The organism is uncultured Microbulbifer sp., from assembly GCF_947498635.1.
Classification (GTDB): Bacteria; Pseudomonadota; Gammaproteobacteria; order Pseudomonadales; family Cellvibrionaceae; genus Microbulbifer; species Microbulbifer echini.
The window spans coordinates 51,385-64,478 of sequence record NZ_CANMKV010000022.1 but is presented as its reverse complement, the minus strand read 5'-3'; the positions used below and the strand labels follow the sequence as shown (position 1 = coordinate 64,478).

General features: G+C 51.9%; 11 protein-coding genes. 1 reads left to right on the top strand and 10 read right to left on the bottom strand.

The features are described from left to right. The first annotated feature begins 2 nt into the window (after positions 1-2). Positions 3-662 carry a TetR family transcriptional regulator gene (locus tag Q1A69_RS12735; protein ID WP_299585858.1) on the top strand — a complete coding sequence of 220 codons (660 nt, stop codon included), beginning with the start codon at positions 3-5 and terminating at the stop codon, positions 660-662. An 84-nt stretch (positions 663-746) separates the two neighbouring features. Here the strand turns inward: Q1A69_RS12735 and Q1A69_RS12730 are convergent, their stop codons facing one another. The 10 genes from Q1A69_RS12730 to Q1A69_RS12685 form a co-directional block, all read right to left on the bottom strand. After that, positions 747-1,643 carry a N(4)-(beta-N-acetylglucosaminyl)-L-asparaginase gene (locus tag Q1A69_RS12730; RefSeq protein WP_299585856.1) on the bottom strand — a complete coding sequence of 299 codons (897 nt, stop codon included), beginning with the start codon at positions 1,641-1,643 and terminating at the stop codon, positions 747-749. 147 nt (positions 1,644-1,790) lie between these two features. After that, positions 1,791-4,559 (bottom strand): TonB-dependent receptor, encoded by a 2,769-nt coding sequence (locus Q1A69_RS12725; protein WP_299585854.1) that lies wholly within the window; start codon positions 4,557-4,559, stop codon positions 1,791-1,793. A 169-nt stretch (positions 4,560-4,728) separates the two neighbouring features. Then, entirely contained in the window at positions 4,729-5,424 is a 696-nt protein-coding gene (locus tag Q1A69_RS12720; RefSeq protein WP_299585852.1) for a gluconate 2-dehydrogenase subunit 3 family protein, read from the bottom strand. A 1-nt stretch (position 5,425) separates the two neighbouring features. Continuing rightward, complete coding sequence (locus tag Q1A69_RS12715; RefSeq protein WP_299585850.1) at positions 5,426-7,222, bottom strand: GMC family oxidoreductase; 1,797 nt, start codon at positions 7,220-7,222, stop codon at positions 5,426-5,428. A gap of 256 nt (positions 7,223-7,478) precedes the next feature. After that, positions 7,479-8,390, bottom strand: a complete 912-nt coding sequence (locus Q1A69_RS12710) for a TIM barrel protein (RefSeq protein WP_299585848.1) — start codon at positions 8,388-8,390, stop codon at positions 7,479-7,481. Further along, complete coding sequence (tatA, locus tag Q1A69_RS12705) at positions 8,387-8,617, bottom strand: twin-arginine translocase TatA/TatE family subunit (protein ID WP_299585846.1); 231 nt, start codon at positions 8,615-8,617, stop codon at positions 8,387-8,389. Before tatA ends, Q1A69_RS12710 begins: the two co-directional genes overlap by 4 nt. Positions 8,618-8,620: 3 nt before the next feature. After that, a complete protein-coding gene (locus Q1A69_RS12700) occupies positions 8,621-9,259 on the bottom strand; it encodes a DUF1080 domain-containing protein (RefSeq protein ID WP_299585844.1) in 639 nt (212 codons plus the stop codon). A gap of 150 nt (positions 9,260-9,409) precedes the next feature. Continuing rightward, a complete protein-coding gene (locus Q1A69_RS12695) occupies positions 9,410-10,417 on the bottom strand; it encodes a LacI family DNA-binding transcriptional regulator (RefSeq protein ID WP_299585842.1) in 1,008 nt (335 codons plus the stop codon). 56 nt (positions 10,418-10,473) lie between these two features. Continuing rightward, positions 10,474-11,796 carry an MFS transporter gene (locus Q1A69_RS12690; RefSeq protein ID WP_299585840.1) on the bottom strand — a complete coding sequence of 441 codons (1,323 nt, stop codon included), beginning with the start codon at positions 11,794-11,796 and terminating at the stop codon, positions 10,474-10,476. Between the two features lie 80 nt (positions 11,797-11,876). Further along, entirely contained in the window at positions 11,877-12,938 is a 1,062-nt protein-coding gene (locus Q1A69_RS12685) for a sugar phosphate isomerase/epimerase (RefSeq protein WP_299585838.1), read from the bottom strand. Between the last annotated feature and the right edge of the window lie 156 nt (positions 12,939-13,094).

The following is a 13,094-nucleotide window of genomic DNA, read 5'->3' as shown; positions in this document are numbered from 1 at the left end:
CCATGGATAAATACAGAGAAAAGCAAAGACTCAAGACCCGAGAACGTATCCTGAACGCCGCAATCAGTGTTTTTTACGAGTGCGGTGTCTCCCATGCCTCCCTTGCGACAGTCGCCGAACTTGCCGGAGTCAGTCGTGATTCCCTCTTCAGCCACTTCCATGATCGGGTGGGCCTTCTCAATGCCTTGACCGAGCGCATGCCGTTGCCGGGTGAAACGCTCTGTGCAAATGCCGGTGACGAACTGAAAAGAGATCCCCTCGGCACCCTGCGTACCCGCTGGCTATGGTTGTTCGATGAAGTTGCCTGCAATCAGGAGTGGCAGCGACTCTTGGAAATTATTTTCCTGCCCTGCGATTCAGCCAGTGACGTCTGTGAGTCCACCCACCGCATCAAAATGGGGCGCACAGAGCGGCTTGAGCGTATGGGGCAATTACTGGAGGTGGCTCTTGCTTCCGGTCAACTACCGGCCGATCTGGATCTGGACCTGGCTCAGCAAATGCTCCACGGCGGCCTCTTTGGGGTGCTTGAGAGCTGGTTGCTTTCTCCACGTATAGAAGATCTCGGAGATTTAGGCGAGCGCTATATTGATACTCTCCTGGATATGATTCGCTTTTCGCCCGTACTGCGCCTGAACAGACAGCAAGTGCGGACCCTGCACTAATCTGAGCGATACAAAATTTGTCTCTAAATTGTGACGAATCGAAATACCAGTGTTTGTTGCAGGTTAGGCAGGCTGAGAAAACCATCACTCAAGCTTACTTTTTGAGCTAATCCTCTGTGCACCAAGCACGTCGCGAACCGCATAGTGAAAACCGGGGTGGATACAATGGGCACCATAGTTACCGGCCTTATCTAAAGCCAAAAACCCCACCTGGAACTGCTTGTAGTCCCCAAGCTTTCGTGCAATCCGCTCGATCGCCTCTCGGCAGGCCTCCTCCGGTGTGTAGCCATGACGCATTAACTCCACAACCTGATGGCAGCCAACTGTTTTTATCATAAGCTCACCCATGCCTGTGGCAGTGGCAGCCCCCACTTCATTGTCGACATAGAGCCCAGCGCCGATAATTGGCGAGTCCCCTACCCGCCCATGCATCTTAAAGGCCGCACCGCTGGTAGTGCAGGCACCTGAAAGATGGCCGTCTTGATCTAAAGCCAAAATACCGATCGTGTCGTGATTCTCGATATTGATCACCGGCTGATAATAGGATTCCTGCTTCCACTCACGCCAAGCTGCCTCAGCTCTTGGTGTAAGTAGATTTTCAATTTCAAATCCCTGCTCAACGGCAAAACGCTGTGCACCTTCACCCACCAACATGACATGGGGGGTCTCCTCCATCACTTTGCGTGCGACCGAAATGGGATGCTTTATACCCTGCAGAAAAGCCACTGAACCGCAGTTTTGCTTTTCATCCATAATACAGGCGTCCAACGTAACGACACCATCCCGATCGGGAAAGCCACCGTATCCCACACTGGTAACCTGCGGGTCTGCTTCCGGGACACGAGCGCCGGCTTCTACTGCATCCAAGGCCCTGCCACCGTCAGCGAGAATCGGCCAAGCTGCCTCATTGGCAGGGCCACCGTGGTTCCAGGTTGAAATCACCACTGGTTTTTTTCCCTTCTTAGCATGACGCTTGGCCATGGCAGTCACTGACGGTGCTGTCAAGGCAGTAACAGTTGAGAGGAAGGAATACCGCAAGAATTTTCTTTTGTTCATCACGATGAGTTCTCTTTGAGCCTTGAGTGCGCGGACACACCACTGCATCCGCACGCGAGAGGTAAGGCAGGATCAGAAGCTATAAGTCAGCCCCATATAGGCGCGGCGGCCAGAATAGGCTGAACCAAGGACTCTATTTTCCTCGCCCCAATACCTATCCACCTTTTCTTCGGTGAGATTAATAATGGAGGCCGTGAGCGTTAGGTTTTCCATCAAACGATACGAAGCATTCACATCCAGCTGGTCGTACTCATCGGTAAAGGTGTTCACGCCATTACTGTAACCATCGGCATAGGCGCTGCGATAGTTGTAAGAGGCCCGGACACTGAAGTCGTTATTCTCGTAATATACCGATAGGTTGTATTGATCCTTGGACGTGCCCGCAATCTCCGTTTTGATGGTTTCACCGCTCTCTAGATCAAGGTTGGCCAATTCCGTATCTGTATAGGTGTAATTGGCAAAAACCCCAAAACCGTTATCGAAAGCGTACTGAACAAACAGCTCGGCTCCTTGGGCACTGGCATCGGTACCATTGACCGGCATTGACATGTTCACATTCCATATATCACCATCAATTTCCCTGCTCACCAGGGAGCTGCCGTTAATCACGAATGAGGCGATATCCTTGCGGAACAGGGTCAATCCTACTGCGGAAGCATCACCGAAATACCACTCCAGGCCCAAATCAAACTGATCCGCCTTATAGGGCTCCAGCTTGGAGTTCCCCGCAAATCCATCGCGCACAGTCGCTCCAGGCAACGGAGCGTGTATCGACTCAGAGCCACCCAGATCACCGTAATCTACCCGGGCTACGACCCGAGCGAGAGCCGCACGCAAGACCAGTTCATCGTTAATATCCCAGGCTATATTGGCGCTGGGCAAAAAATCGGTGTTACTGCTATCGCGGACATTGGGCTCCGCCTGCAGGACGCCATTAATATTGTCGTAAGTACGGGCATATTGTTTGGTCTCCACTGCGCGAACGCCAAAGTTACCGCGCAAGGTGGCTGAAGCAAAATTCTGTTGGACATAGGCTGCTGTGACCTCTTCCCCGATACGGTAATCCTGATCCTTTTCTACGGTAACCGTGGGATTGCCATAAGTCTCATAGAGAAACGCCTTCAGTTGTTCAAACTCCAGATGGGCGAAGTTGGGCACATTCACACCACCGATTATATTGTCTAGCGGACCACTCGAAAGGATATCGAGGGTATTCGGCACCCCATTGGGGTCAGTATGAAATGAATCATCTGGCCACCAGGGATAACAAAGACCTGCTTCACCCTCTTCATTGGGCCAGTTGATCGTTGGGCATGGGGGGTTGTCATCATCCCAGGCTTGCCTGGTGATACGCCGGTTAATTTCGTGGTCGCGGTATTTAAGTCCAATGTCCAAGGCGCTGAACCAGCCATAATCCATATCGACAGAAATATCCAGCTGGTAGTAGTTTTCATCGTCTTCACTACTGGTCCAATGGGAAGAGAACCAGTCGTATAAAGGATAGGTATTAGGATCTCCCAGGTCGGCACTGGTATCGATTTCGGCGGTACCACTACTGAGGTCCCAACTCCAATCAGTGACAGTGCCTTGGCGAGCGTTTACCGAGGCAAACAACTTCTCGGAGGGGCCTCCTTCCGCACTGGTATTACCGACAACCAGGCGGATACTATAGCCATCCCCCTGGTAACTCGCATTGAAATCCAGGGTATCAGATACATACTTCGCGCGAGTGTAGTCACCGGCGACCTGCGGGGACTGCAATTCCGCCTGTCCACTATCCAACATGCCGATACCGAGTAAGGTATCGCCATCCTTATCAAATTTCAGGCTACCAGGTGCTATCGCATTGCCGTAGTTCCACTCGGGAAATACGATACGATAATTTTCCGAATCGCCGCCCTGTTCAAAGCGAAAATAATTAACGCCAAACTCCAGCTGCTCTACAGGACGCCACTGTGCGCTGAACTGTATACCCTCGCGGGTGCGCTCCTCCTCAAACACACTGCCCACTACCGCTCTGGGTGCATAGAAATCCCGGTATTCGTTACCGTCGACATCGACCATGGGCCCTCTGGCCTCTACACCATCGTGCGGCTTTTCAGCACCTTGCCAGCCCCAGTTTTCCGTAGTGGTGCTAATCACACGGTTTTGACGATCCTGCTTGGAGTAACCAACTAACACACCTATGGATTCCTGATTATTTTTCCAGGAGTAAAAACCGGTGTACTGCGGCTCATACTTTTCCGTGACATCCGCATAGGTTGTCTCTATGGATAGCATGCCTTCCCCGGCATCCAGATCCAGAGGCTTGCGGGTATGTAAAATTACGGTACCGCCGATTCCGCCTTCATCCAGCTTTGCCTCTGGGCTTTTATAAACGTCTGCGCGGGAAATCATTGTTGCAGGTAACAAGGAATAGTCGAATGACCGTGAAGGATCATCACCGGGAGTAGCGATATAGTTGCCGTTCAGCTGGGTAAAAGTAAGTTCCGGCGCGGTGCCGCGGATACTGACCCGTGCGCCCTCGCCACCACTGCGAACGATGGAAATTCCTGGCACCCGTTGCAATGAATCCGCAACATTTTTATCGGGAAACTTGCCGATATCTTCAGCCGTTATTGAATCCACTATCGCATTGGAGAAGCGCTTCACATCGAGATTTTTCACCATACTCTGGCGAATACCCAGCACCTCGACTTCCTCGAGAACCAGGTTTTCTGTTTCTGACTGTTCTACGCTTTGCGCGTGTGCCATGCCGACAATACTGAATAGCACCAACATACTGGCAGACGTGCGTAATAACTCCGTTTGGCGACTTACTTTAAGAGATTTCTCTTTCATTGCTCAATGTCTCTTTTATTATTCTTCTCGAGCTTTCCGTTCACCCTCTAGGCCCTGTGCATTTAAGTTTTCGGCCATCGGATAAGCCCCGGTTTCAGGTCTACGTCTCACTGGCTCATTATTTTTTACATAGAATCTTCCCTCCCTAGGGTGAAGCCATTAGCAATCATTAACCATCCAATCCGAGTCGCTTTAGCACTTCGGGCGGCGCTCCGGGGAAACTGGCCATGGGTCTGTTGCCCACGTAGCCGATATCCGCCATGCCTTCCTCCGTGGTGTAGAATGCGGTCGAGACAAGGACTCTCACCTTGGCGAAGAAACGTGCACCAGCTTGAAATTCAGGCTTTGCGCTGCGGACCCATTTAATGTCTTCACAGATCGCGCTTTTTTGAGTTTCACTCAGCTCAATAAATGCCACTGCGAACCTGCGCCTAGATTCTCCTTCCAGCCAAACAACTCCGCCGCGAATCGTGACGAGATCTGCCTTGTTATTGGTATACGGTGCACTGACGTATTCATTGATGTAGTGATGAGCCCCAACCGAAGAAGCGCTCGGGGAAATTTCATCCGCTGGAATAATCACATCGCACAATGCCGCCAGTACCGCCAGCTCACTCGCATCCAGTTGCATCTCCCAGGACACGACCGGGTTGAGCAGGTCCGGGTCCGTCGGTGTCCCCCTGGCTAAAGTTTGCTTTGGTGCATCCAGTTTTTTAATTGCGGGGTTGGTTGCTGGCTTGTCCTCTCTGATCGCTACTTTTTTCGCTACCTCCTCAGAACAGCCCATCACCGGAACAGCGACAGCGGTGGAGGCAATCAAACGCAGGGCATTGCGGCGGCTTAGGTTTGTTTTTTCCTCGCTCATCTCAGATATTCCTCTTCTTGAACTGATCCACGATGTAGTCACTGGTACGCCAAGCCAGGGCCATAATGGTTAGGGTTGGGTTTTTATCGGCATTGGAAACAAAAGGGGCACCATCGGTAAGGAAGAGGTTGGGAACCTCCCAGGACTGGCAGTTAGGATTAAGCACGGAGTCATTTGGGTTTGAACCCATACGCGCGGTGCCCACTTCATGAATGATCGCACCACCGTTGATAATTGCCTTGGCCCCATCTGTTTGAACCTTAGAGGTCACCCTGCCGCCCATGCCTTCGATGATTTCAGCAAAGGTTTTGTGCATGTGGGCCGCTTGGTTCAACTCCTGCTCGCTCCACTTCCAGTGGAACTTCAGAACGGGGATACCCCACTGGTCTACCTGTTGATTATCAATTTCGCAGTAGCTGTCCTCATTGGGGATCATTTCTCCACGCCCATCAAACCAAACAAAAGAACCGTAGTAGCGCCGGCAGGCCTGTTTCAGATCCTTGCCGTAGGCGCCGCTGGTGAAATCACCCATACCACCGAAGGCGCCGGCGCCCGGCATACTGCGGCCACCGCCAAACTCAATGTGGTAACCGCGGGCAAAATTCAGATCCCCACGGAGCTGTTCCTTGTACAACCACCAGGGCATATACATATGCATCGCGGATGCACCGTCTTCGTTATGTGCAGGCATATTTTCCAGGGCGGGAATCTGGCCACCGATGCCGGCGCCAACAGTATCCATCAGGTACTTACCTACGACTCCACTGCCATTGGCGAGGCCATCGGGGAACAAGCTACTTTTCGAATTGAGCAGAATGCGCGACGTTTCGGCGGCGCTGGCTGCCACCACTACGGCACGAGCACTGGCAAACCTTTCCTGACGAGTGCCTTTATCGATGTATACGACCCCGTTGGCATTACCTTTCTTATCTACGGTAACCTCGCGCACCATGGCATCGGTAATGATGTCCATATTGCCAGTGGCCAACGCCGGCGGCAGCAGCACGGTAGTGGATTGGAAATTCGCTTTGATGGAGCAACCGCGTCCGCAGGGTGTGGCCCAAAAACAAGCGGCACGGGATTTCATTGACTCGCGGGTTACCTCCTGGGCGAGCTTATTGTCTGGGAACAATTTTTGAGGAATAGTTTTGTGGTCTAGGCGCTCACTGAGAATGGCCAAATGGGATGGAATCACCGGAATACCCAATTTGTCGCAGGCCTTTTTCGCCAAGAGTTCATAGGCACGTGGCTTAGGCGGTGGCAATAACACACCGTCGGAAGAGTCGGGCGTATTTTCCAGCCCTTCATTGGTGCCGTAGACACCGATCAGCATCTCGGTTTTGTCGTAGTAGGGGGCCAGGTCTGCATAACTAATCGGCCAGTCGAAACCGAGTCCATCCCGTGAATGGGGCTTAAAATCGTACTCCCCCATACGCAAGGAGATACGCCCCCAGTGATTGGTGCGGCCTCCAAGCATACGCGCGCGCCACCAATCGAAACGCCGACCTCGTTCGTTGGATGCCTGGGTGTAGGGCTCACCAGGCACCTGCCAACCACCGTCGACTGTCGCATCATAAAAACCAAACGGCTTTTCCGGTGTACTACCTCCGCGTAGAGGTGCGTCTTTGGGCAGATTGAACATAGGGGTTTCCTTGACTGGGTCATAGGATCGTCCCGCCTCCAGCATCAGTACTTTTAATCCTGCTGTCGCCAGTACATAGGCCGCCATACCGCCACCTGCGCCAGAGCCCACAATCAGCACGTCATACTCTTTTTTCTCGAAGTCATCCTTCGGCATCGCCTCTCTCCTACTTCCTAAATTATTTTTATATTGTCCGGTGAATTTTAATTATTACTCAAGATAAAAGTGTAACCGGTTACATCGAAGGCCATATTATTTGTCAATTTTTTTCATTTGTTGTGAATTCGTTGAATAATTAATAGTTATTCGCTGACTTTTCGACTTAAACGTATAAATTGCAACCGTAACCCCTCAATATTGACTATCATCCTAAAGTAACCGGTTACACTAAAAATCAACTTATATCTATTATTTAAGACAAGGCCGGCTCAATCTGTTGCGATAAGCGCAGTAGCAACTTTTGCGTGGCCTTAATTCCATACTCCTCATCACTGGAACCCTCGTACTCAATGCCGATATATCCCTTGTAACCGGCATCTCGTATTATCCGTAGCATCCGGGCAAAGTCCGTATTGACCTCGTTACCCCTCTCATCGAAAGAAAAACTCTTTGCGCTGATTCCGCGAGCAAAAGGCATTAGTTGCTGCACCCCGAGATAACGGTCGTAGTTACCGAAGTTGCCAAAGTCCGGTAGGCTACCGCAGTTCGGCATGTCCACTTTCCGCAGTAACTGAGATAGCCAAAGTCCGCTTGAGGAATAACCACCGTGATTCTCCACCACAATGTCGATATCAAAGTCCTGAGCAAATTCTGAGAGCCCGCGCAGCCCCTCTGTACACGCGGAGCCGACTTCCTCACTACTGCCCTGCCCCCCAGCATTTACCCTGATCGCGTGACACCCCAAGTATTTGGCGGCTTCAACCCATTTGTAATGATTCTCTACGGCTTGAAGTCTCTCGCGCTTGTCTGGATTACCGAGGGCTCCTTCGGCATCTACCATTATCAAAAGGCTCTTTACGCCGTGATCTACCGCGCGATCTCTCAACGCCGTCAGGAATTTTTGATCCTTGGCTTTATCGGCAAAAAACTGGTTTACATACTCCACCGCATCAATGGCAAAGGCTTTTTTTGCCTTGACGGGGAAGTCCAGTACCTTGAGAACACCACTGCGCAGCTGTCGATGTAGGGACCACTGGGCGAGGGAAATTTTGAAGAAGCCCCCCTTATCAGTACCGATGCTATGTCCACTGCTGCCAAATGAAGGGGTCGTCAAGGTAGCTGCGGCCAGGCCGGCACTGGCCTGTAAGAAAGTTCTACGCTTCATTCCTGTTCTCCAGCGTGCTCTCCAGACTGAATCAAATTACCAGAAAGATCGCTCTGAAATCCTACAGTCGATGTTGCCTTATCGCACTCCCGCAACGATCGGCGGAAGCCGCTGATTGCCCCACCGAGATCCTCACCCATGCGACGGATTTTACCGCTGCCAAACAACAGTAGCGCCAGTCCAAGGATAATTAGAATCTGCCAGATGCTCACGCCGGAAATCCCCATGGCCTACAGCTCCCGGATTCGGATATTGCGATACCAGACTTTGTCTCCGTGATCCTGAAGGGCGATAAAGCCGCTCTCGCTACGGGCAAAATCTGGATAGGCAGAAAACTTGCTGTTGGCCAGACGCCTATCCCAGTCTTCAGACCAGAGTTCATAGCGCACAACCATGCTGCCATTTAGCCAGTGCTCAACTCGGCCATCCTCAACACGAATACGGGTTTTATTGAACTCACCCGCCGGTTTCACCTCATCTTCTTTGGGGGCGTACATATCGAATACCGATCCCGCCGTGTGGCTGAGCTTCTCCAGATCGGGAAAGGCGCTGTTATCCAATACCTGATATTCCATACCAGACATCCAGACCGGTGCATTGCCACCCGCTACCCTATAAATAATGCCGCTGTTCCCCCCCTCAGAGATCTTCCACTCCAGCTCGAGTTCAAAGTCAGAAAACTGATCCGCAGTCACAATATCCCCAGCCCCGCCGGCGGTGAGCACCAGGTTGCCATCTATGACCTGCCAGGCTTCTCCCACCGGAGACCCACTTGCAGCAACCCAGCCCTGCAAGGTTTTACCATCAAACAAATATCGCCATTGCTTTTCGGCTTGGAAGCCACCGTGGGTATCCGTTTTTTCCGGCACCCTCTCACAGCCTCCCAGAGGGATTAGCAAAACTGCTGCTATGAGAAGTGAATATGGTTTTGTCTCTGTGAGTGTTTTCATCGTTATCATCTCCACATGAAATGGTCGTTATCTGTTCGGGGTATTACTGGTTTTACCGCCGAACTCCTGTCAATCCTGGTAGCGGTCCGTACTTCCACGTACGACCAGATCAAACGGCAAAATGGTCCGACTCGATTTCATTGGTTTCCCATCAATAATCTGGCGCAGGGTTTCCATCGCATATCGGCCTAGTGCTTCTGCTGGCTGGTCAACTGTGGTCAGGGGGGGATCGGTAAATTGCGAAAACTCGATATTGTCAAAACCCGCCACGGATACATCTGTGGGAATTTGTAGCCCCATCTTTTTCGCTTGATGTATGGCGCCAATAGCCATTTCATCATTCATACAAAAAATGGCGGTAGGCGCACTGATAGAAGAAAGTAGCTTTTGTGCGCCCTCGGCACCTGATGGCATAGTGAACTCTCCGTTGACAACTAGTTCCGTATTCAATGTAAGGCCATGTCTTTGCATTTCTTCTTCGAATCCGGCTAAACGATCACGCACAATTGGACTTTTCATTGGACCGGTAATCACGCCTATTCGGCGGTGGCCAAGCCCTATTAGATGTCGAGCCAGCGCCTGTGCTGCACCGCTGTTATCCAGCTCAACGACTGGATACCGGTCATCTTCAGCAATCCGCTCACAGGCATTCACCATCGGAACCGACGCTGCCAGGGCCGCATCTTTTTCCGCAAACGGATAACAACCACCCAGCTGTATCAAACCATCTGCCTGATTTGTCAGTGCCATGCCCGCATAAAATTGCTCGTGAGCGGTATCGCCCTTGGTATCCCCCAGTAACACTGAGTAACCCTGATCTTGAGCAGCTTTTTCTATTCCCCGGATAACCTTGGAAAAAAAGGGATTGGCGATATTTGGGACCAGTACCATCACCGCAAATGACTTACCAGAACTGAAGTTTCTCGCCAGTTGGTTGGGCCGGTAACCGGCCTCCTCCACGGCCTTCAACACCCGCTCTCTAGTTCGCGGAGAAACCATTTGCGGGTCTTTCAGAGCCCTGGACACGGTCGCGACCGAAACACCAGAGCGACGTGCAACTTCGCGAATGTTTGACATATATTCCTGCTAATTTTCGACTGGAAGTGGACTATTTTCGCACAGATCGAAACCATCTACGGGTTCCCCACTGTAATCACACTCTCTGTTTTACTGGCAGCCTGCCGGCGATCCCAAAGCCAGATAAACGCAAAAATGGGTAACAAAATGAGAGGGACCACTGCCAGCGATTGGAAGGACTCAACCGAGGCGGTTGCCAGTACTGCATCCAGTTCATCACCAGATAATTTTTCGAAGGCTTCCAGACCACCTGCAGCCTCGATCTTGGCATTGTCGAAAATGACTCCGAGTTTCGGCAGGACAAATTGGATAGACATACCACCGGCAAAACCCAGTAGCCCCAAAAAAAGCGCCCCGCCGCGCACAAAGCGTTCAGACACAGTGGCGAGCATGGTCGGCCACATATAACAGACACCAATGCCCCAGACAGTAGCTGCCAGGAGCGCCGTGACCGGGGTCCTGGCCATACCCAGGCTGTAGAGCCCTACCGCTGCAAGCAGACTGCTTAACCACAAAAGCCCAACAGAGGACAACTTCTTCGCTAACTGTCCAGCAAAATGACGCATCACAAACATCAACATGCTGACGTACACCAGGATAAGAATGCCCTTCATACCGACAACCCTTGAGAGGGTCAGATCCACCCATTGGCCCGGCGCCAGCTCTGTTGCAGCCGTCAGCCACATACACACCCACAGAAGGATAAACATGGGCTGTTTAAAAACTTCCTTAAGCATTTCGCCGTAACTGATACCGGAAGAAACGCGTTCAGTTACCGGGAAATCTGTTACGGCAACGAGCCAGGCCATGACTACTGCAGGTAAGGCGAGGACGATCAGATTCAACTGCCAGGGAAACTCGAGGGCAGAAATTGCCAGCCCTAATAGCCCTCCCACCACGATGCCCGCGGGCCACCAAGCATGCAGCACGTTTAAACGGTGTGTCTTATTCTCTGGATCGACAGCGGCAACCATCGGATTACTGGCGGCCTCCACTGCCCCCCAACCCAGTCCTGTGAGGAGCAGTCCAGCCATGACCAGATTTTCCACCCCCTCTCCCGGGGGCACCATGGAGGCTGTGATAATGAGCAGGCTGCCCATCACATAACCAATTGATGAAAGCAACAGCATTCTCTTGATGCCGACTAAGTCCACCAAGGCACTGCCAAACAGTAAGGTGAGTGCAAAACCGGTAAATGTGAAACCCAAGGCTTCCCCCAGCATGGCGGTGGAGTTGGCAAGGTCAATATGATCGTAAATATCAGACTGTAAGTTACCGGCAATCGAGGCCCTGACCGCGAATCCAAGGCCGATCATAAAGATCGAGAGATTGCCTACCAGGAAGATATTCCTGTGCAGGGTCTTTGTCTGTGTTTCCATTTATCCGGTCTCCGCATCAATTATTGTTATCGGTTGTGCAATGACATCAATCTCAGTTCAATTTCACCGGTTTACCATGGCTAATCCAGCCCTAGTATTCGGCGATTTCTGGCGCGATCTGTTTGCCCTCCAGCGAAATCATCAAAGGCCTTCTCGGCCACTGTGATCAGATGATCCCGAATAAACGGCGCACCCTCACTGGCGCCTTGATGCTGATCCTTGATACAGCATTCCCACTCCAGAACTGCCCAGCGGTCGTAGCCATACTGGGTCAGCCGGCTAAAAATTCCTCGAAAATCCACTTGGCCATCACCCAGCGAACGAAAACGGCCAGGCCGATCAATCCAGGGCGCATAACCGCCGTAAACACCGGCCCGCCCACTCGGGTGGTATTCCGCATCCTTCACGTGGAAGGCCTTGATACGCTCGTGGTAAATATCGATAAAAGCCAAGTAGTCCATTTGCTGTAAAAGCAGGTGGCTGGGATCGTAGAGAATATTCGCCCTTGGGTGATCCTCCACTTCGTGGAGAAAACGCTCGAAGGTCAGTCCATCGTGGAGGTCTTCACCCGGATGCAGTTCGTAGCAAACATCGACCCCTGCATGGTCAAATGCATCCAAAATGGGGCGCCACAAACGACCTAATGCTTGAAACCCCTCCTCCACTAACTGTGCGGGGCGCTGAGGCCAGGGGTAAAAAGTGTGCCAGAGTAATGCACCAGAAAAGGTTGCATGCGATTTGAGCTTCAGATTGGCACTGGCTCTGGCCGCCAAAACCAACTGGTTGCTCGCCCACTCAGCTCGGGCCGACAGGTCGCCGCGCAAGCTCTCCGGAGCAAAAATATCCAACATTTCCTTGTACGCAGGGTGTGCAGCTACGAGCTGTCCCTGTAAATGGGTGGACAGCTCAGAGATTTGCACGCCTGCGCTATCGCAGATTCCCAACACATCATCACAGTAAGCTTGGCTAGTGCTGGCCAGCTCCAAGTCAAAAACACGCTTGTCCCATGTGGGTACCTGTACACCCCGGTAGCCGAGCCCCGCCGCCCAACGCACCATCGACTCCAACGTTACTGGCTCTTTCGCAGGCGGGAGAAACTGGGCGAGAAAAATTCCGGGCCCCTGAATTGTGGGTGCCTTCATTATTGTTATCCTTTTTACTGCTGTACTTATGAACTCTGTTTAACTCTGCAATCCCTATGGAAATTTCTTGCGCTCGTCGAAAGGTGGCTGGCACTTGGCCGGCACCGGTACTTCCCTGTACCGTACTATCCGCCGTACTACCCACCCTGCCAGGGA

Excerpts from the sequence above, each read along its gene's own strand:
- Q1A69_RS12730 (WP_299585856.1), bottom strand. The coding sequence starts at position 1,643 with ATGGCCAAGCGTCATGCTAAGAAGGGAAAAAAACCAGTGGTGATTTCA.
- Q1A69_RS12695 (WP_299585842.1), bottom strand. The coding sequence starts at position 10,417 with ATGTCAAACATTCGCGAAGTTGCACGTCGCTCTGGTGTTTCGGTCGCG.
- Q1A69_RS12710 (WP_299585848.1), bottom strand. The coding sequence starts at position 8,390 with ATGAAGCGTAGAACTTTCTTACAGGCCAGTGCCGGCCTGGCCGCAGCT.
- Q1A69_RS12725 (WP_299585854.1), bottom strand. The coding sequence starts at position 4,559 with ATGAAAGAGAAATCTCTTAAAGTAAGTCGCCAAACGGAGTTATTACGC.
- Q1A69_RS12715 (WP_299585850.1), bottom strand. The coding sequence starts at position 7,222 with ATGCCGAAGGATGACTTCGAGAAAAAAGAGTATGACGTGCTGATTGTG.
- Q1A69_RS12735 (WP_299585858.1), top strand. The coding sequence starts at position 3 with ATGGATAAATACAGAGAAAAGCAAAGACTCAAGACCCGAGAACGTATC.
- Q1A69_RS12690 (WP_299585840.1), bottom strand. The coding sequence starts at position 11,796 with ATGGAAACACAGACAAAGACCCTGCACAGGAATATCTTCCTGGTAGGC.
- Q1A69_RS12685 (WP_299585838.1), bottom strand. The coding sequence starts at position 12,938 with ATGAAGGCACCCACAATTCAGGGGCCCGGAATTTTTCTCGCCCAGTTT.
- tatA (WP_299585846.1), bottom strand. The coding sequence starts at position 8,617 with ATGGGGATTTCCGGCGTGAGCATCTGGCAGATTCTAATTATCCTTGGA.
- Q1A69_RS12720 (WP_299585852.1), bottom strand. The coding sequence starts at position 5,424 with ATGAGCGAGGAAAAAACAAACCTAAGCCGCCGCAATGCCCTGCGTTTG.